Annotated in this window: 12 protein-coding genes; 7 read left to right on the top strand and 5 right to left on the bottom strand. The window is 42.5% G+C overall.

Annotated elements, in window-relative coordinates:
• Nucleotides 1-383, bottom strand: a 383-nt coding sequence (locus tag KKA81_11745) for an NTP transferase domain-containing protein (GenBank protein ID MBU2651601.1), incomplete at its 3' end; no start/stop codon positions are given.
• 149 nt (nt 384-532) lie between these two features.
• Nucleotides 533-1,942 (bottom strand): phosphotransferase, encoded by a 1,410-nt coding sequence (locus KKA81_11740; protein ID MBU2651600.1) that lies wholly within the window; start codon nt 1,940-1,942, stop codon nt 533-535.
• A gap of 98 nt (nt 1,943-2,040) precedes the next feature.
• On the opposite strand from KKA81_11740, the gene KKA81_11735 reads away from it, so the two are divergent.
• The 7 genes from KKA81_11735 (at nt 2,041) to KKA81_11705 (ending at nt 13,282) form a co-directional block, all read left to right on the top strand.
• On the top strand, nt 2,041-2,544 hold the full coding sequence (locus tag KKA81_11735) for a ferritin family protein (GenBank protein ID MBU2651599.1): 504 nt from the start codon (nt 2,041-2,043) through the stop codon (nt 2,542-2,544).
• A 113-nt stretch (nt 2,545-2,657) separates the two neighbouring features.
• Nucleotides 2,658-2,996: a NifB/NifX family molybdenum-iron cluster-binding protein gene (locus KKA81_11730; GenBank protein ID MBU2651598.1), complete on the top strand. Its 339-nt coding sequence runs from the start codon at nt 2,658-2,660 to the stop codon at nt 2,994-2,996.
• A gap of 64 nt (nt 2,997-3,060) precedes the next feature.
• Nucleotides 3,061-4,242 carry an aminotransferase class I/II-fold pyridoxal phosphate-dependent enzyme gene (locus tag KKA81_11725; protein MBU2651597.1) on the top strand — a complete coding sequence of 394 codons (1,182 nt, stop codon included), beginning with the start codon at nt 3,061-3,063 and terminating at the stop codon, nt 4,240-4,242.
• Between the two features lie 164 nt (nt 4,243-4,406).
• Nucleotides 4,407-6,653 (top strand): patatin-like phospholipase family protein, encoded by a 2,247-nt coding sequence (locus KKA81_11720; protein MBU2651596.1) that lies wholly within the window; start codon nt 4,407-4,409, stop codon nt 6,651-6,653.
• Between the two features lie 175 nt (nt 6,654-6,828).
• Nucleotides 6,829-9,066 (top strand): DUF349 domain-containing protein, encoded by a 2,238-nt coding sequence (locus tag KKA81_11715; protein MBU2651595.1) that lies wholly within the window; start codon nt 6,829-6,831, stop codon nt 9,064-9,066.
• 222 nt (nt 9,067-9,288) lie between these two features.
• On the top strand, nt 9,289-10,368 hold the full coding sequence (gene aroC, locus KKA81_11710) for a chorismate synthase (protein MBU2651594.1): 1,080 nt from the start codon (nt 9,289-9,291) through the stop codon (nt 10,366-10,368).
• A 43-nt stretch (nt 10,369-10,411) separates the two neighbouring features.
• Complete coding sequence (locus tag KKA81_11705) at nt 10,412-13,282, top strand: hypothetical protein (GenBank protein ID MBU2651593.1); 2,871 nt, start codon at nt 10,412-10,414, stop codon at nt 13,280-13,282.
• 190 nt (nt 13,283-13,472) lie between these two features.
• Here KKA81_11705 and KKA81_11700 read toward each other — a convergent pair whose 3' ends face one another.
• From KKA81_11700 to KKA81_11690, 3 genes are all read right to left on the bottom strand, one after another.
• On the bottom strand, nt 13,473-14,705 hold the full coding sequence (locus KKA81_11700) for an ectonucleotide pyrophosphatase/phosphodiesterase (GenBank protein MBU2651592.1): 1,233 nt from the start codon (nt 14,703-14,705) through the stop codon (nt 13,473-13,475).
• A 67-nt stretch (nt 14,706-14,772) separates the two neighbouring features.
• Nucleotides 14,773-17,553: a TonB-dependent receptor gene (locus KKA81_11695; GenBank protein ID MBU2651591.1), complete on the bottom strand. Its 2,781-nt coding sequence runs from the start codon at nt 17,551-17,553 to the stop codon at nt 14,773-14,775.
• A gap of 365 nt (nt 17,554-17,918) precedes the next feature.
• Nucleotides 17,919-20,483, bottom strand: a complete 2,565-nt coding sequence (locus KKA81_11690; protein ID MBU2651590.1) for a TonB-dependent receptor — start codon at nt 20,481-20,483, stop codon at nt 17,919-17,921.
• Between the last annotated feature and the right edge of the window lie 57 nt (nt 20,484-20,540).

Raw genomic sequence — 20,540 nt, 5'->3', positions numbered from 1 at the left:
GCCTGATTTTTTTTATGCCAGGCCATCATTTCAGAAAAATCAAGATCAGTAAAAACATCAACATTATGAACGAGAATGGGGGTATCTTTTTGCAGGAACAGCGAAGCTTTCTTTATTCCACCTCCTGTATCGAGCAGCAAAGAGGATTCATCTGAAATATCAATCCTGACTCCCGAAAAGATATTGCTTTCAAGAAAACTTTTGATTCTATCGTGAAAATGGTGAACATTAATCACGATATGGGTAAAACCTGCATTTCTAAGCCGGTGGATAGTGAGTTCCAGCATTGGAATACCATCTATTTCCACTAAAGCTTTCGGCCTGTCAAGGGTAAGTGGACGCAATCGAGTTCCTAAGCCGGCAGCAAGTATGATGGCATTCAATTCGTTCAGATTTTAGATGGTTTACAAAGGTGTTTTTCTTGTTTGGCAGTCATCCCGCATGATTTACATTTAAACTTTGCATTTTTCTGTTTGTCAATTCTATCCTGTTTCGTGGAGGAGCATATTTTTTTTGCCATAGTAATTTCATCTTAAGATTCAATTTCCCTGTGATTTAACTTTACAATTACGGAGAACTTTTGTTTGATATGCCAGGCGGTTTTTTCTGCACAATAAACAGAGCGGTGTTTTCCTCCCGTACAGCCAAAGTTCACCTGCAGGTTTGTAAAGCCCCTGGAAAGGTAGTTTTCAATGGCTTTATCAAGAAGACAGAAAACATGGGAAAGAAACACAGAGGTTTCTCTTTTTTCCGCGAGGTAAGTGATAATGGGTTGGTCTTTGCCTGTAAAACGGCTCAGGTGCTCTTCTCTGCCAGGGTTGGGCAGGCTTCTGCAATCGAAAACAAAACCACCGCCATGTCCGCTATCATCAAGAGGTACTCCTTGTTTGTAAGAAAAACTATTAACAATAACGGTTAGTTCGTCAGGTTTTTTCTGTGAGGTTATGGGCAAATGTTCAAAAATATTTATAATTTCAGGAAGGTGGACGGGAATATTAAGCTTGTGAATTCCGGATCTGAATTTGTTGATGGCTAGCGGCAGGCTTTCCAGGAAATGACTTTTTCTTTCTATGATTCCCCGGTATCCATAAGCACCCAATACCTGCATATATCGCAGAAGAATGAATGCGGGCAAATATTTAAGGAATTCAGCTTTGCTGATTGCTTCAAATTGTGAGATGCTATTAAGGTATCTTTTCAGAAATTTATCCTGATCTGCTTCTGAAAATCCGGCTTTAATCTGAAAAAGAAACGAAACGACGTCATATTGAATAGGGCCTTTTCTTCCACCCTGATAATCGATAAAATAAGGTTTATCGTTTACTATCATAATATTCCTCGACTGGAAGTCTCTGTACATGAAATATTTGAAAGGTTTTTCCGTGAGGAAGCGTATCAGGGAATGAAAATCATTATCCAGCCTTTTTTCATTAAAAGGGATGTCGAGGAGCCTTGCAAAGAAATATTTGAAATAATTAAGATCCCATGAAATTGATTGCTTATCGAAAGCCTTTACAGGGTAGCAATGCGAGAAATTGAGTCCTTTTGAAGCCATAATCTGGAAGGAAGGCAATGTTTCTATAGATTGGTTTATCAGCTTAACGACCTTATCATTCAGACTTCCATCGTTCATCGACTTGCTGATCAACTCAAAAAGCGTAGTATCACCAAGGTCTTCCTGTAAGTAAAATTTACCCGAATCGTCGATGACATAAATTTCAGGAACCGGAAGCTGTTGTTTTCTAAAATGGCCGGTAAGATAAAAGAAAGCCTGGTTTTCTTCTACGTTTTCGTTGAAGGTGCCAATAACACTGATACTTTCTGCGGCAATCCTGAAGTATTTCCGGTTAGAACCCGATGGACTCAGTTTTTCAGAATAAACCGGAGTTATTCCCGACCATTTTTTGAAGAGGTTTTCCAGAAACCTTGTAATTTCACTCATAACGAAAGATCCTGTATATGCAAAGTTAGAAAAAAACCATTGCTGTCATTCCTGAATAGGAAACGTAAGCAAAATACGGTATTTTTGCAGAAAAAAACATGGAAAAGAAAACCGCGATAGATATCCTGAAGACTGCGATTTTGTTGGAAAGAAGAGGGAAAGCCTTTTATTCAACTGTTGCGCAGCAAACTGCCAATGAGAATGTCAGGCAAATATTTCAGATGATGTCGGAAGAAGAGGATGCTCATGTGGAGTTTCTCTCGAAGCAATTTGCCCACTACGAAAAGAACAAGGCGTTCATGAAGAATGACCCGGGTAATGTAGTCGATGATCATGACATAACAGATATTCTGACGGAGAAGATCAGAAATGAGATTTCGGCTGCCAGTTTTGAAGCAGCTGCAATTTCGGCTGCCATTGATTTTGAGAACCGCGCCATTGAGGTATATTCGAAACGGGCAACTGAAGCAACAGACCCGAACGAAAAGGAGTTATATCAGATGCTGGCTGATTGGGAAAAGGGGCATCATCATCTATTGCACAGGTTGAATGAAGACCTGAAGGAAAAGATCTGGAATGACAATAATTTCTGGCCTTTTTAAAAATTTCCGGTCGATCAGACCGGTTTTTTTTATTTCCGCTTTTATTTTGAGCATATGTTCATTATATTTGCCGGGCATTTTTACAATAGATTATTGACAAAAAAATCCAGACCATGAAAAGAAGAATTGCAATTCCTGTGGAAAACAATATTTTAAGCGCTCATTTTGGTCATGCACCTGTTTTCAGGATTTATGATGCAGAGGGACAGGATGTTAATGATGAAGGTTCTTTAGTACCGCCACCACATGCACCCGGTATTATCCCCAGTTGGTTGGCTGAACAAGGTGTTACTGATGTAATAACAGGAGGGATAGGACAGAGGGCTATTAATATTTTCAATGAACATGGGATAAACGTATACACTGGAGCAGAAAGAAAGGATGCAGATATTCTGGCAAAGGAATTATTAAATGGCAATCTGATAGCTGGGCAGAATCTTTGCGATCATTAAGTTTTCTTCATGAAATCTTTAGTGAAGAGACAAGATATTATCATCAATTTCAAAATGCAATAACATGGAAAACAAGAATGCAGGATTTAACTCAAAACTGATTCATGCCGGAGGTTTTGAGGATTCTCTGGGAAGTGCCACCATGCCAATTTACCAGACATCGACATTTAAGTTTAAAAATGCTGATCATGGTGCGGCCTGTTTTACGGGAGAGGACGACGGTTATATATACACACGTATTGGTAATCCCACCATAGAGGAATTGGAGAGGGCGGTAGCCGATCTGGAAGGTGGATTTGGAGGAATAGCGACATCTTCCGGGATGGGGGCAATTACCAGTGTTTACATGGCATACCTGGGTGCGGGAGCGCATATGGTTAGCCATAATGCGGTTTATGGGCCTGCCAGAGGGGTAATGGAAACTCTGTTTTCCAGATTTGGAGTGGAATATTCCTATGTAGACACTACCAATATACAGAATGTATTGGATGCCATTCGTCCGGATACCAAATTGATTTACACAGAAACCCCTGCCAATCCAACCATTGGTATATCCGATCTTGAAGCATTGGCAAAAATTGCACATGAGCGAAATATTACCTTTTGCGTTGATAATACCTTTTGCAGTCCATATCTTCAAAGGCCTTTGGAATTAGGTGCAGATATCGTATTACATTCTATGACTAAGTTTATTAATGGCCATGCAGACATTGTAGCAGGGATGTTGGTTGCGAAATCTGAAAAAGACTACCGGTTGCTCAGGTCTGTAATGGCCAACATGGGATGCAACATGGATCCGCATCAGGCATACATGGTACGGAGGGGGTTGAAGACACTCGGTATCCGTATTGACAGGGCCCAGCAAAATGCCATAAAGGTTGCCGAATATCTGGAGTCGCATCCAAAAGTTGAGTGGGTTATGTATCCCGGGTTGAAGAGCCATCCGCAATTTGATCTTGCCAGGCGGCAAATGGATGGACCGGGAGCTATGATAAGCTTTGAAGTCAAAGGAGGCTTAGATGCCGGCAAGACCATGATGAATAATGTGAAACTGGCTTTACTGGCTGTTTCACTTGGAGGAATAGAGACCCTTATTCAACATCCTGCATCCATGACTCATTCAAAGCTGACCCGGGAAGCCAAAGAAAAGGCGGGAATTACCGATGGATTGGTAAGGCTTTCAATTGGGATAGAGGATATTGAGGATATTATTCACGATCTTGAACAGGCTTTGGATAAGGTTTAGAACTTTATAAGCACTGTTTTGAACAAACTTTTGTTAAAGACTTTTTTATTTAATTACACGCAATATTGTATCTTTAGGGTAGTTTCGTAAAGACTACCCGATTGATGTCAATGAAGCCTTATTATTTCAGAGCCTCTATATTATTCATACTGGTGTTTTTGGTTATGTTTCTGCATGGCCAGAAGGTAGGATTGGTATTAAGCGGAGGAGGGGCTAAAGGGGTTGTGCATGTTGGGGTAATCAAGGCGTTGGAAGAAATCGGAATACCCGTTGATTATATAACCGGGACTTCCATGGGAGCCATTGTAGGGGGGCTTTATGCCAGTGGATACAGTCCGGCAGAAATTGAAGCCATCATGGTATCGGAAGATTTCTCAAGATGGGCGACCGGGGAATTACAAAAGCAATACATATATTATTTTAAGGAAGACAGGCCGGATGCTTCCTGGGCGAGTATCAGTTTTGATTATGATGCCCGGAAGAACAAGATGATTTCCAGGCTACCTACGAATCTCATTTCCCCCAGTGAGATGGATTTTGAGTTCATGCAGTTTTTCTGCAGTGCCAGCGCGGCTGCAAGGTATGATTTTGACAGCCTTATGATACCATTCCGTTGTGTTGCGTCTGATATTGAAAACAGCCGGGCTGTTATTTTATCAGAGGGACAGCTGGGAAGGGCGGTCAGAGCCTCTATGACGTTTCCATTTTATTTTAAGCCCATAGAGCTGGATAGCATGCTCTTGTTCGATGGAGGAATGTATAATAATTTCCCTGCCGATGTGATGATGGAAGATTTTCATCCGGATGTGATCATTGGGAGTAAGGCGGCCGGTAATTACGATGCTCCCGAACAGGATGATATTTTATCACAGATCCAGAATATGCTTGTAGCCAAAACGGATTACAGTGTAATTCCGGAGAACGGGATACTCCTTGAACATCAGCTTGGCAGGGTGAATATCGTTGATTTTAGCAGGACGCAAGAGTTTATAGATTCAGGATATATCATGACGATGCGTCACAGAAAAGAGCTTGAAGATCTTATAGAAGCCAGAACTACATCCTGGGAACAAGATTTCAGAAGGGAGCTGTTTGACCTAAAAAAGCCTGCTTACCTTATTGATTCCATTATAATCTCCGGATTAAACAAAGCACAATCGCGATACGTAACGCAGCAATTAAAGCACAAAGCCGAAATTATTACTCTCGAAGAATTAACCGCTGAGTATTTTAAATTAGTGGCAGACAACAAGATAAGTTATATTTTCCCCCAAATGATATTTCAGCCGGCCACGGGATTTTACAATCTTCATCTGGAGATGAAACCTGCCGACAAGTTTCGCATCAGCTTTGGAGGCAGCCTTGGGTCGTCGGTTGCAAACGAAGCATATGTTGAACTTATGTTTAAACATTTAGGCTACCAGGCTTATACCACATCAGCCAACGTTTATTTCGGACGGTTTTATACCTCAGCACAGGGTAAGACCCGTATTGATTTTGCTTCGAAAAATCCTTTTATGCTGGAAGGGGGATTTACATATAATTTCAGGGATTATTTCAAAAACACTGTGCGTTTTTATGAGGATCCGACCCCGTCTTACCTGAGGGAAAACGAAAGTCTGTTTTGGTTGGATGGTGGTGTCCCTGTGAAAAATACAGGGAAGCTTCTGGGCGGAGGTGAGGTGGTGAGGATGAAGGAAGAATATTACCAGACCAATTACTTTACACGTACTGACACAGCAGATATCACTTATTTTGATTTTGTCTCGCCCAGGTTGCTCATGGAATTAAATTCTTTGAATCACAAACAGTATGCAAACAGGGGAGCACGGTTTTTGTTATCTCTTCGCTATATTAACGGGCGTGAAAAGAACATTCCCGGTTCGACCTCCATAGATAAATCTGTTTATATCAAATATCATCAGTGGTTTCAATTCCGGATGATCTGGGATGATTATTTTAAACGTCTGGGACGCTTCGGATTTGGGTTCTATAGCGAATTGCTCATTTCCAATCAGCCCCGGTTCCATAATTATACTTCAACCATCTTATTGTCACCCGCGTTTGAGCCTATTCCTGAAAGCATGGTATTATTCCTTCCCAAATACCGTTCGCACAATTTTGTTTCTGTAGGATTAAAGTCAGTGACAAAAATTGTTTCAAAAGTAAATTTCCGTTTGGAAGTATACATTTTCCAGCCGTACAGGGAGATTATCCAGATGCCCGATCAAACCGTAGAATTTGGAAAACCTTTTTCTGACCGTTCCCTGATGGGGACAGCCGCTCTTGTTTGGCACAGCCCATTGGGTCCACTCAGTCTCAGCCTGAATTATTACGACCGGGCAAATGACCGCTTTAGCATTTTCCTGAATTTTGGTTATATTCTGTTTAACAGGTCTTCTTTTGATTAAACCCAAGCAATACAGGAAAAACAAAGAAAGATTCCAACGGATAAGCGAACAGTACAGTTTAGAGGAAAATGTTTTTAGGATATTAAAATATTGCTATTTTTGCACTCCGTTATAAACGGTTTAACTTATAAGTCTTTCATTAGACACTTTATATCAAAACTGATCCTTGAATCTGATGGATAACAAAGAGCACCTTGATCAAAAGCCTGAAATCAGGCCGGAGAACACTGAGAACAATGAACAAACGAATAGCCATTCTGAAGAAGCGGCTGAAAACAAAGAAATCATTCCTGATCCTTCTCCGGAGAATATAGCGGACGAGCTCCCGTCCGGGGAAGTCCAACCTGCTGAAGAAAACATACCTATCGATTCTGTAGTCAATGATGAGCCGGTTGTTGAGGTAGACCATGAAGCTGAAACCATTAAAGAAGCGGTAACAGAAGAAGTGGAAGAAAAGCCTGAATCTGTTGATGAACCCGAAGATGAGCCTACGAAAAAGGAGGAGCCTGTTGTGGCATTGACGGTAACTGAGGTTAAGGAAGAGGAAGAAGTTAAGGCAGATGAATCGGCTGATGCTGACGATCATGAAGAGAATGTACGTGGAATTGATCTGACGGAACTGGAAGATGAAGATAGCGATGATGATGAAGAGGAAGAAGAAACTGAGGTTTCAGAGGACGAGGTTGATCATACTTTCCTTCCGGAAGCTTTGGCTGCCTTGACCCGTGAAGAATTGGTGGAAAAACTGGAAGCCCTCGTTACTGAATCCAATGTTTCCCTGATCCGTAACAAAGTAGCAGGTGTTAAAGTAGTATTCCTGAAAAAGAGCAAAGAAGAGAAAAAGGCACAATTAGATGAGTTTTTAAAACAGGGAGGCAATGCTGAAGATTTTCAGGCTGCGGAAGACCCGGTTGAGATGAGATTTAATGCTGCCTTTAACATTTATAAGGATAATCGGAGGACTTTCCTCGAAGGGCTTGAACATACAAAGATAGAGAACCTGGCGAAGAAGCAGGATATACTGGAAAAGCTCAGGGATCTCATCAATTCGGAAGAAACCCTTAAAAAGACTTATGATGAATTTAAGGAGCTGCAGATCAAATGGAAGGAGATCGGAATGGTTCCTTCCGGTGAGGTTTCTAACCTCTGGCAGTCATATCACTTCCTTGTTGAAAAGTTTTTTGATAAAGTAAAAATCAACAAAGAACTCAGAGATCTTGATCTGAAAAAGAACCTTGAGCTAAAGGTTGAATTATGCGAAAAGGCTGAAGAATTGCTGCTTGAAACATCCATCATAAAGTCTTTTAAGCAGTTACAAAAATATCACGACGAGTGGAAGGAAGTTGGTCCTGTACCTGCCGACAAAAGGGATGAGATATGGGAGCGTTTCCGGATGGCCACGGAAAAGATCAATGATCGCCGTAAGGAATACTATGAAAAGCTTCATGAAGACCAGGAAAAGAACCTCCTGGCAAAACAGGCTCTTTGCGATCGCATCGAAATGGTGCTTGCTGCTGAGCCTGTTAAAATGAAAGACTGGCAGGAGCTGACCGATCAGGTAGATGAGTTATTCAAGTTGTGGAAAAGTATTGGAAGAGCACCCAAAAAGCACAATGATGAAGTATGGGCGAGATTTAAGGCCTCCATCAATACCTTCTTTAATAATAAAAAGGAGTTCCTGAATTCTATCAAACAGGAACAGCTTAACAATTATAATCTTAAGCTTGACATCTGTGTACAGGCGGAGAATTTAAAAGACAGCACAGAGTGGAAGAAGACCACTCAGGACCTGATCAATCTTCAAAAAGACTGGAAAAAGATAGGTCCGGTTCCTAAAAAGCATTCTGATAAAATCTGGAAACGCTTCAGGGCTGCTTGTGATGAGTTTTTTAACAGGAAATCGGAATATTTTAAAAACATACATTCCACCGAGGGTGATAACCTGAAAATGAAGATGGAGCTGATAGAAAAGGTCAAAACCCATGCTTATGGAGATGATAAATCGGCGAACCTTGAAGTAATCAAGGATTTTCAGCGTCAATTCATGGAAATCGGTTTTGTTCCGATCAAAGACAAGGAGAGGGTCAACCGTCATTTCAGGGAAGTTGTGAATGAACAGCTCGAAAAGCTTAAGATCAGTGCGATGGAACTTGATGTATCCGACTATCGCAACCGTTTTGAAAACATGAAAGAAGCTCCCGAAGGCAACAGGATGATAAAACGGGAAAAGACAACCTTGTCGTCCAGGATTAGCCAGCTAAGGGAAGAAATCATGCTCTGGGAAAACAATATTGGTTTTCTGGCCAATTCAAAAAAGGCTAATATCCTGAAAGAAGAGTTTGAAAAGAAGATTCAGAAGGCCAAAGAAGAGCTTGCTCTCATGGAAGCCAAGATGAAGATGCTTCGTGATTGATACTCTGTCTCATTTTTTTTGTTTGTGAATAATTCTTTCCTGGTTTTTATTTGACAATCCCGGGTATTATTGCTAATTTCATCATGCCATAATCATGCATTAATGGTATGATGGAATCCACATGTAGCAAAGTATTCTTGTAATAATATTGTATGCTATACATATGGTTTTCAATGGATCATTCATTGGTGTTCAGATTGAAAATACATTAATTATTCTTTTATGCCTGGGAATTATTTTGGTTTGATGCTTCGTTTGACAACATTTGGAGAATCTCACGGAACTGCCGTTGGGGGTGTATTGGATGGATTTCCTGCAGGTATTGCAATAAATGAATCTCTAATCCGGGAAGGTTTACGAAGAAGGAACAATCCTGATATTCCCGGGACAACAACGCGAAAGGAAGAAGATTCAATTAACTGGCTGTCTGGCATTGATGGCGGGATCAGCACGGGTGGTCCTATTGCGTACATGATACAAAACAAAATGGCCGATCCTTCTGAATATGATCACCTTAAAAACGTATTTCGCCCTTCCCATGCTGATTACACGTACTACTCCAAATACGGAAGACCTCAATCCTCGGGTGGTGGAAGGGCTTCCGGGAGGGAGACGGTGGCCAGAGTGGTAGCTGGGGAAATTGCACGACTGATGCTTGAACGGTACGGAATAAATATCCTGGCCTTTGTTACACAAATAGGATCGGTGAAGGTGGATGAGCTTCCGATACATTTCCTTCCCGAAACGGTATACAATTCACCGGTATATTGTCCTTCTCACGAGGCGAGTCAGGCTATGCTGAGCCTGATTGAGAATTCGGTTCAGAAAAGTGACACTCTGGGAGGAATGATCCGATGTGTTGTCAGTGATATACCTGCCGGTCTCGGAGAACCCGTGTTTGATAAAATAAGCGCCGATCTTGCCAGGGCAATGATAAGCATTCCTACTGCCCGGGCATTTGAATTCGGCGCTGGGATGAAGTCAGCCGGGATGACCGGATCCGAATATAATGATGCCTTTGTATTAAATCAGGGAAAGATATCAACAAAGTCCAATAACGATGGAGGAATACAGGGTGGAATCACCAACGGGAATGATATTGTCTTCAATATTGCATTCAAGCCCGTATCCTCCATCGGTATGGCCCAGAAAACATTAAATAAATGGGGGCAGGAAGAGGAAATCCGGATATCCGGCCGTCATGATGTTTGTGCGGTCCCAAGGATCGTACCCGTCGTGGAAGCAATGACGGCTCTGGTAATTGCAGACCATATGCTGCGCAACCATGCGATTAAACTTTGACTATCCTTAACTTGTTTAATAATAAACCTTAATACATTTCCAAATGGAGCAGAAAAAGAAAAAGTCACGGGTAATATTGAAAATTATTATATCTGTAATTGTTGTTCTCATTATTGCCATTGCGGTCATCCCATTGATTTTCAAATCGAAGATCATGGAAATGGTGAAGCAGGAAATCAATAAACAGATAACGGCCAGAGTTGATTTCAAAGATTTTGGTGTTTCCCTGATACCCCATTTTCCCAATATGTCTTTTCATCTCGATGAATTGACAGTCATCGGGGTAGATGATTTTCAGGATGATACACTGGCTTCTGTCAAATCAGTCTCTGCGGTCATAAATCTTATGAGTCTTTTTAAGGGAGAGGCTTATGAGATTAAAAGCATAGGGGTCGCTCATCCTGTGGTAAAATTAAAGGTTCTTGAAGAAGGGCAGGCGAATTGGGATATATTTCAGGCCACTGAAGAAGCTCCGGCTTTAGAGGAGCAGACTAAAACTGAAAGCAGCGGATTTAAAATTGCACTCAGGAGATTCACTCTGGAAAACGCATACTTTTATTATGATGATATTCCAGGAAAGACTTACCTGCAGGTTGACAATTTGAATCATATGCTATCAGGAAATTTTTCGCAAGACCAAACAAGCCTGGATACCAGAACTACAGCCGATGGAATAACCGTGGTACAGGATGGTATTCCATATCTGAACCGTACGCGGCTTGATTTTAATGCCATCCTGGACGCCGATCTAAAAAATTCAATTTACAAATTCAGCCGGAACCGTATCATATTGAATGCACTCATCCTGGAGTTTGATGGAAGCGTGGCTATGTCGGGGGAAGATATACAGCTTATGCTGACATTCAATGCTCCCGAAAACACTTTTTCCAATATTTTATCCATGGTCCCTGCCATATATATGAAGGATTTCAGCGAGATTCAAACCCAGGGTAATTTCACGCTTAGTGGTTATGTAAAAGGAGTGTATAATGAAAATACACTTCCTTCTTTCGGGCTTGATCTTGCGGTAAATGAGGGTTCGTTCCGATATCCCGACCTGCCGGGAACGCTGGCAGATATCAGGATTTCTGCAAATGTCGAAAACAAGGGAGGGGATATAGACAATACTGTAGTACAGATCGACAATTTCCATTTCAGCATGATGGGTAATCCTTTCGATATTAAGTTATTGGTAAAAACCCCTGTATCTGATCCATTTATTAACGCTGCTGCGGCAGGAAAGATTGATCTGTCGCATATTGAAAAAATATATCCGCTTGAGGAGGGTGAAACCATGAAAGGTTTGCTTGAAATGAACATTTCAATGGAAGGGCATCTTTCAACATTAGAAAAAGAGGAATATGAAAAGTTTCGCGCAATGGGATCTTTGCTTGTAAAAGGATTAGAATACAGGATGCCTGGATATACTCATCCTTTCCTGGTATCCGGTGCTCAGTTGAATTTTTCACCGGCCTATCTTGATCTTGTTAACCTTGACTTTTCATATGCCTCCAGCGATATGAGGGCTACAGGAAAAGTAGTTAACTATCTTTCGTATGTTTTCGGGAAGGGGCAGTTGCAGGGAAATCTGGAAACAACATCCAGGATGTTCAATGCAGATGATTTCATGGAGGCCGCTACAGAAGAGACCACAGTATCAACGGAAACAGTGGATACAACAGGGATCAGTGCATTCCGTGTTCCAGGAGATATTGATTTTACGATGAATTCTCATTTCACAAAACTTATCTACGATGGTCTTTCCATGACCGACATTCATGGGCAGATAATTATCAGGGATGAACAGATAAGGATAAATAATCTTTCAGGAAAGATTTTTGAAGGCAGTGTAAGCCTGGCAGGTTTGTATGATACCAGGGACGAGGAAAAGCCATACGCTGATATGACCTTGAAACTAAGCAACATCGATATAGGGACTGCATTTGGCGCTTTTTCTATGATGGAAAAATTTGCTCCTATAGCAGCGCATACAGCAGGAAATTTTTCAACGGAGATGAAACTGAATACCATCCTGCAACAGGATATGACACCCGATTGGAAAACCCTTGCTGCATCGGGATTATTGAATACTTCCAAACTTACGCTGGAAAATGTCAACACGCTCAATCGCTTGTCGGATGTATTAAAAACCGATAAATTCAGGAAAATCGACCTGAATGCGATTCGATTGTTTTTTGAGGTGGCCGACGGACGGATCAATGTAAAGCCATTTGATATGGTGATGAAAGATGCAAAGGCAACGGTAAGCGGCTGGACTTCACTTGACCAATCGATTGATTATGTGATGAATCTTCAGATACCCAGGTCGGTATTGGGAGCTCAGGCCAATGATGTGCTTCAGGGATTGGTAGATAAGGCCAATAAAAGTGGTACTTCTTTCAGTCTTGGTGAAACCATCAATCTTGATGTCTTGATTGGGGGGACGGTGACCGATCCGAAGGTAAGCACAGATCTGTCAAAAAGCGGCAAAAGCATTGTGGATGATATGAAGCAGAATATCCAGCAGGAACTGGATAAAAAGAAAGAGGAACTGGAACAACAGGCAAAAGCCGAAGCCCAAAAAATCCTGGATGATGCTGATAAAGAGGCAAAGCAGATCCTGGATGAAGCCCAGAGACAGGCCGATAACGTGAAGAGTGCTGCCCAGGCTGCAGCTCAAAAAGCGAAGGATGAGGCTGCAAAGCAGTCGCAGAAACTTATTGATGAGGCCAAGAAACAAGGCCCCCTGGCTGAACTGGCAGCTAAGAAAACTGCCGGAGAACTGGTGAAGGAGGCGGATAAGAAGGCAGCTCAGATCATAGCCGAAGGAAGCAGACAATCGGATGGGATCATGCAAAAAGCCCGGCAGGAAGCGGAAAAAGTGAAGGAGGAAGCGAGAAAGAAAGTGAACTAAAGGGCATCGACGTTAACCGCTGCTTTAATGTGGAGCAGGTTACAGGCTTCAGGTTACAGGTTGCAGGCTGCAGGTTACAGGTTGCATGCTTCACACTCAAATCTCTTTCCTCTCACTCCTTGCAACTTGCAACTTGGAACTTGTAACTTGTAACCTGCAACCTGCAACGTTTTCCCAAATTAAAACCCTTTCATTCAGCGCTATATTTTTGCGGATCCAGCAGATTCACTATGCTGTCTTTCTTCCCATCCACCGGGGCCGGGGTTAGGCCTAAAATGGTTGCAAGCAAAGGATAAACGTGGATGTTTGAGAAGCTGGGTCCTATGTATCCTTTACGGAAATCGGGTCCGGATGCCATAAATATTGCGTGCATATCTCTATGAAAGTTATCATATCCATGGGCTCCGGGGGATTGATAAAACCCTTCTTTTAGCATCACACAGCAACCCGGATCGGCAACCACAATAAAATCAAGTGTTCTGGGATGGGTTCCGTAATGAAATTTTTCCGGTACTTCACCGTGTTTCCAAACTTGTATATGAGGGGTTCTTTTTAAGGAGTTAAAGGCGGTATCATAATATTCCGGTTTTACTTTAAAGCAGAAATTGGGATTCCATCCCTGAATTGTTTCGAACCAATTTGTATCAATGTGATCTGCCAGGAAGACCGTTTTTTCCGGATCAACCCAGCCCATACCATGATCTGAAAGGATGATCAGATTTATATTGCCGGCTATTTCGAGAGAATTGATTTTTTTGCTAAGAACACCCATCAGGCTGTCGAGGTATTCTACGGTCACTCTGACAGAATCGGAATCGGGACCGAAAACATGGCCCACATGGTCGGGTTCATGGAAATAAAGCAAAACCAGTCTTGGTCTTATTTCTTCAGGTAGGTTTAGCCACGATATGACCGTGTCTATCCTTTGTTCAAATGGGAAACTATGTTTGTACTTTTTCCAGTAAGTGGGATGTTTTCCTCCAACAGGCGCTTCCGATCCGACCCAATAGAAAGAAGCTGTTTTTACCCCTTGCTTTTCAGCACTTACCCAGATAGGTTCACCACCATAGAAAGTGCTGTCGGATACAGCTTCCCTGTTGCGGATCTCATAATACCTGTCAAGGTCGGGATCATAAAAGCTGTTTTGGACTATGCCATGATGGTCGGGATATAGTCCGGTTGCAAGAGAATAGTGGTTGGGAAACGTTTTGGAAGGGAATGAAGGGATAAGAGATTTGGCTTTAACGCCTGCATTCGCTATCGAATCCATAACCGGCGTATTGGCGTTTTCATGGTAATTCCAGCGGAAGCCGTCGAGTGAGACTACAACAACATAATTTGGTTCAGGTGTTTGATTTTTATTACTACAGCTGCTCAGGAGCAGGATTAAAAATATTGCCGGTAATATTCTCAGTTTTTTCATGATCTATTAGATAAAGCAAAATCCCCGGGCCTGGCGGCGCCGGGGATTTTTTTGGATAAGTTATGCATTAGAAAGAAAGCTGAATACCTGTGTTGAACCACCTGGGTAATCCGAGGTATACCTCAGCGGCAGCTGCACTGTGGGTGTTGCGGTTATCAGCACCCATATATGAATTGTACTGGCTGTTATCCACTGCATCCTGGATATACATAGTATTAAACAGGTTAAAGATGTGTGCAAAAAGCTGCACTTTGTATTTAGGACCGGTTGGCAATGTGTATCCAACGTGCAGGTCAAAAACCGTGTATGCCGGAGTCTTCCAGCTTTGGGTTCTGTCATTGGGGTCAGTACGGTTGATAACATTCCAGTCGGCATACATATCGGCGAAGTGTTTCATGGAAAGGGTGATATAAAGTCCTTTAGCAGGAAATACGGTTCCCGACAAAGCAAACTGAGTCTGAGGAGCATCACCGGTTTTCAGATCCTTTACATAAATGGTAAAGGATGTATCCGGAAGGTTTTCTTCGTACCTTTTCAGAGTAGCTTTGGGGTCGTTGGTCTGTTTCCAGTTGCCGATCGAAAAAGCACCATCAATCCTGAAATACTTGTTGGGCTGAAGTGCCAGGTCGGCCTCAATACCCTGATGGATAGCGTCCAGATCATTGATGACAAATATACCTTCGTTATTATCAATACTATAATACGGGTCGGTGATAACCCTGTCGTTCCAGTTGGTATGGTAAAGGTTGACATTAGCATTGAATTTCTCATCGTTTGAACGGAAGTTCATGCCGATTTCACCGGAGATGAATTTTTCATTTGTCGGGTCATCGATCAATTCATGGGTATTATCATTGATGACAGCGTCGAAGATCGGCACCTTGCTAACATAACCAACATTACCGAAAACCGTAATTGTGCTGGAAGCCTTATAGCTTATACCACCTTTAGCCTGGTATCCTGCAATAGGATCGGCTTCTATTTCCAGTTGTTGTGTCGGATCGGTTTTGGATTTCGTGAAATGGTTTCTGTGTTTGTATTTAATAGTGGAATAACCAACTGTAGCGTAAGCGGTAATAAGTTCAGTATGGTATTCGCCTTGCAGGAAACCGCCAATCCAGTTCACATTATTGGTGAAGTTATAGGCGATCTTATCACCCAGAACTACTTGTCTGTTAGGATTGAATTCATCAGAATTATCCATGAAATACATACCACCCAGAAGGTCACGTACTTCACGGTAATGTTCGATTTCAGCGGTTCTCCAGTCAATACCAATGGTTGTGCGGAAAACATCTGACCATTCAACTTTCACTTTTGAAATGGCACCGATGGTCCATTGGTTGTTAACGCTGTTCCTGAGGATACCAACGGATTGGCCCTGCTTGCGAACGATAGCTTTTTTATCGATCCATATGGTGTCTTCATTGCTTTGGTTAGCCAGGACAGTTTCGGTGAAATCCCATGACCACGGGCTGGGTCCATAATAGTATTTATAATCTTTTCCTCCCAGGACTCCGTCAGCATCTCTTCTGAAAAGGGATCCTGCCGTACCGGAGCCACCGCCTTTACCACCAGAGTAATAAACAGTGGTAAACTGGCTGACTTTCTTGTTCCACTGGGCATACCAGTTCAGGTTGGCCAGAGGTTTGTGATAGTAGTTTTCCCTTTCATTCAGGATAGTAGGGGAGTAGCGATCATGGTCGGTTTTTCCGTTGTAAGCCTGTTTTCCGTTATAGGTGGAAATCACCGGACCCCAGTTTTGGTTGTATCTCCAGCTTTGTTCTTTAAATTTTGTGAACGCCATGGTATCATATCCGGGGACGGACTTTGCATAGTCATGACTGTAGGTTGCAATATTTTGCTTGTAGATATTTTGTCCGTGTTTTTGCGGAGCTCCCATTGCATAGACTTCCAGGCGGTGGTTTTTGTTAATATTGTAGCTGGCGCCGAGGTAATAGGCCCATGCATCTGTCCATGTACCATCAATGATACCGTTTCCAACTTTCCTGACCACGCTGGCGCTCATGGCAAATTTACCGCCAATGAGGCCTGTGTTGGCTGAAATGGTGGTTTTCATAAAGTTGCCGCTTCCTACTTCAAAACGGCCGCTGGCACCACCTTTCATTTCGGAGGGGCTGGTGATCACGTTCATGGTACCTCCGATAGAAGGGGTAGCAAGGTTTACGGCACTCAAACCACGCTGTACCTGAATAGAAGAGGTAGCATCGGAAATACCGTCCCAGTTTGACCAGTAGACCCAGCCGTTTTCCATGTCGTTAACGGGAACACCGTTGATCATGATGGCTACATTCCTCTGGTTGAAACCCCTGACATTGATCCTGGCATCTCCGGCGCCACCACCTTGAGCGGTAGCATAAACGCTGGGAGTGGTGTTCAGGATAAGAGGGATATCCCTTGAGCCAAGCCTGTCGACGATTTCCTTCTTTTCAATGTTACTCATGGCAACCGGAGTCTCACGATCGCGGGCACGATCGGAAACAATAAGAATACCGGCCATACCGATAGCCATAGGCTCCAGCCTGATGGTCCCTGCATCGGTGACCTGTCCGTTCTGGATCGTCACATCCATGGTTATCTTCTCATAACCAACATAGGAAATGACGACCTTTTTAACTCCTGCATCCAGTGTCAGCATGAAAACACCGTCTTCATCGGTAGCCATCCCGATAGCGGTTCCTTCTACCATGACGCTGGCACCGTAAAGCGGTACGTTGTTGGATGCATCTTTAACTTTTCCCTTAAGGGTACCCTGGCCATAGGTGATATTCACAGCCAGAAACAGTGCACTAAAGCACAAGAGGAGCAGATAATTGCTTCTTTTCATAATTTAGGGTTTTTGGTTAATAATATTCCTGTGACGAAAGTAGTACGGAATAATTTGCAGAAAGTTAAAAAAATATTAAGAATTTGCTAAATTCTTTATAAGCAAAAATGGTCTATGTGATTGGTATATAGGGGTATAAATTTATATTTTTAAGAAAAAATTAATATTGGGTCAGGTTGCAGGTTGCAGGTTGCAGGTTACATGTTGCAGGTTACATGTTGCAGGGAGCGAGAGGAACAAGCTGTGAGTGTGAGGCCTGCAACCTGAAACCTGTAGCCTGTAGCCTGCAACCTGTAGCCTGTAGCCTGCAACCTGTAGCCTGTAGCCTGTAGCCTGGTTATCGCTATCAACCTTGGGTTGAAGCTTTAAAACCTTAGAGAAAAACTGAAGCTGAAGTTCCTTCCAAATCCCCAAAACCCGGAGAATGTGTCCAGATTGTGAGATGTTCCGTCGAGCCCTCTGATTATGTGCTTGTGGTTTAAAGCGTTAAAGCAACTTACTGTGATTCCGGCCGGGAGCGATCCAATTTTGAAGTTAACATCCAGAAACAAATCAAGCAAGGCATACGATGGGATCCGATAAGGCTGCTCTGTATCAGCCGGGTTATTCCTGGATACAGGATTGAATCCTGCATACAGCTTGTCGTAGTAAATGTAATTGGCCGTTAAAGCAAACATTTTCAGGAATTGTACTTTTCCTGTGATACCGGTTTGCACCTGTGGAGCGTCTCCGACGTAAAGACCATCGGCATAGATTTGCACGGTATCCTGTAATACATTATTGTTGTCGTATACTTCAGCCGATACATTATTCTTCCATTGCCAGTTACCGAGGGAGAGCAATCCTCCCAAACTTATATACTTTCCAAAGCCTTGTGAAAGTTCGATTTCTACTCCGAAATGTTCAGCGTCCAAACCATTGATCATAACTGGATCAAGAAACTGATTGTATTCGTTGGCCAGGAATGATCTGTCTTTCCAGTAAGTGTAGTATATATTGGCTTTGATCCCCGTAAGGTTGCGGCTGAATCCATAGCCCAGCTCAGCGGAAGTGATCTTTTCGTTTTTGGTTTCAAGGGTTGGCTCATTGGTATAATTTCCAAATATGTATTTATAGTAAGGCACTCTTGAGAAATACCCTGTGTTAAAGTAAACATTATGATATTCATTCAGGTTGTAATTGAGTCCTGCTTTTACATCGAATCCCCACAATTCAACTACTTTGCTTTCAGGGTTGCTTACATAGTTATAATGATCATAGCGTTGATACCAGTTGGATGAAATGCTTCCTGCAAGGAAAGCATGCAGACGGTTGCGGTGATATTCGACCTGACCGAAAAGGTTTGCGAAATTTATGATTGCACCGTTATCTATTTTGATCACGTCACCGACTCCTTTGATTTCCTGTCTTCCTGCAATGCCATCCACAGCATATGCATAATTATCAATAAAGAAATCACCACCCAGGAGGTCTCTGACTTTTTGCTGCAATGAAGATTTAAAATACCGGTAATGAATACCGGCCATGATTTGAAAATTATCTCCCAGTTTATGTTCAAGAGTGGAAATGATACCCGTCCAGACATGACTAGCCAGGAAGTTGGTTTGTATATTTTTGGAAAATCCTCTTACGGTATCACCGTTTGCAAGGACATAATAATCGGTATGGGTATTGTTGTTAACGTAAATACTCTCCCAGTCGATCTGGTTGGAGGGATTGCGGTAACCTCCGATTCCCAGGTTTGTCATAAATTTATCAGACCACTTACCCCCGCCTTTTCCGCTTGAGAAGTAAATCGAAGTTGCAAGCATACTGCGTTCGTTAATGTTCCAGTAATGATTAAGGCTGAGATGGGGTTTGTGATAAAAGTTTTCGGATGCATTGTTTATCTTTCCATTATAGCTTCCCCAGTCTTTGTTGAATTTCAGTCCATACTGGTCGGTCTCTGCCTGTGTGAGCATAATATTGCGCTGGCCATGCCTTTCCGGGTTTCCAAGTCCTACAAAAACCAATTTATGTTTATGGTTAAACTCCTTGCTTACAGATAAGAAATATCCCCAGGCATCCACATAGGTTGCATCGACGTAACCGGGGCCGCTTATTCTGGAACCCAGAAAACTAACGGCCATTCCATTTTTAAGCTTCCCTGTATTATAACTCAGGGAGAATCTGGAGTTTCCGTAGTCAGTAATTGCATACCTGACCACTCCACCCTTCGGTGCTTCGGTAGTATGAGTTAATATATTAATGGTACCACCGACAGAGTTAAGTGCCACCCTGGAGGCTCCCAATCCTCTTTGCACCTGGATTTGCTGGGTGGCATCGGATAGTCCGAGCCAGTTATTCCAGTATACAAGACCGTTTTCGACACTACCAATAGGGATTCCATTTAGCAGGAGAGCGACATTTTCCTGCTGAAAACCGCGGATGCTGACCGATGCATCGCCACTTCCTCCTCCTGTGCGCGCGGAATAAACACCGGGTACCATTTTCATAATATCAGGCAGGGGTTGGTCACCAAGTTGGGTTTCAATTTTTGCCGAAGGAATAGTAGACATTGCGACCGGTGTATATCTGTCACGGCCAACCGATGAGATAATACTTACTTCCTGGAGACCAATTATAAAAGGTTTCAGCTTTATGTTACCCAGGTCAATATCCTGACCTGACATAACCTGAACTTGTTTTTGTGATGAAACATACCCGACGGAGGAAAACTCAACAACGAAATTTCCATCTGACAATTCAAGGGAAAAGTTTCCATTGGTTTGAGTGCTCGTGCCCAAATTTGTGTGCAGGACTGAGATGTTTACCCCGGAAATCGGATCACCGGATATCTCATCGCTTACCCGTCCGTTTACTTTTGTTTGCCCGTTGGAAAATGTTGCAAAAACAACGATCAGCAGAATGGAGAGAAATGCCTTTTTCATGATTTAGCCTTCTTGGTTTAACATTATACATTGCTCATTCAGAGCAGGGGAAATAAA

Source organism: Bacteroidota bacterium, from assembly GCA_018831055.1.
Taxonomy (GTDB): Bacteria; Bacteroidota; Bacteroidia; order Bacteroidales; family B18-G4; genus M55B132.
This window is presented reverse-complemented; position numbering and strand designations above follow the sequence as displayed.

Excerpts from the sequence above, each read along its gene's own strand:
- KKA81_11700 (MBU2651592.1), bottom strand. The coding sequence starts at position 14,705 with ATGAAAAAACTGAGAATATTACCGGCAATATTTTTAATCCTGCTCCTG.
- KKA81_11715 (MBU2651595.1), top strand. The coding sequence starts at position 6,829 with ATGGATAACAAAGAGCACCTTGATCAAAAGCCTGAAATCAGGCCGGAG.
- KKA81_11705 (MBU2651593.1), top strand. The coding sequence starts at position 10,412 with ATGGAGCAGAAAAAGAAAAAGTCACGGGTAATATTGAAAATTATTATA.
- aroC (MBU2651594.1), top strand. The coding sequence starts at position 9,289 with ATGCCTGGGAATTATTTTGGTTTGATGCTTCGTTTGACAACATTTGGA.
- KKA81_11735 (MBU2651599.1), top strand. The coding sequence starts at position 2,041 with ATGGAAAAGAAAACCGCGATAGATATCCTGAAGACTGCGATTTTGTTG.
- KKA81_11720 (MBU2651596.1), top strand. The coding sequence starts at position 4,407 with ATGTTTCTGCATGGCCAGAAGGTAGGATTGGTATTAAGCGGAGGAGGG.
- KKA81_11730 (MBU2651598.1), top strand. The coding sequence starts at position 2,658 with ATGAAAAGAAGAATTGCAATTCCTGTGGAAAACAATATTTTAAGCGCT.
- KKA81_11725 (MBU2651597.1), top strand. The coding sequence starts at position 3,061 with ATGGAAAACAAGAATGCAGGATTTAACTCAAAACTGATTCATGCCGGA.
- KKA81_11695 (MBU2651591.1), bottom strand. The coding sequence starts at position 17,553 with ATGAAAAGAAGCAATTATCTGCTCCTCTTGTGCTTTAGTGCACTGTTT.
- KKA81_11740 (MBU2651600.1), bottom strand. The coding sequence starts at position 1,942 with ATGAGTGAAATTACAAGGTTTCTGGAAAACCTCTTCAAAAAATGGTCG.
- KKA81_11690 (MBU2651590.1), bottom strand. The coding sequence starts at position 20,483 with ATGAAAAAGGCATTTCTCTCCATTCTGCTGATCGTTGTTTTTGCAACA.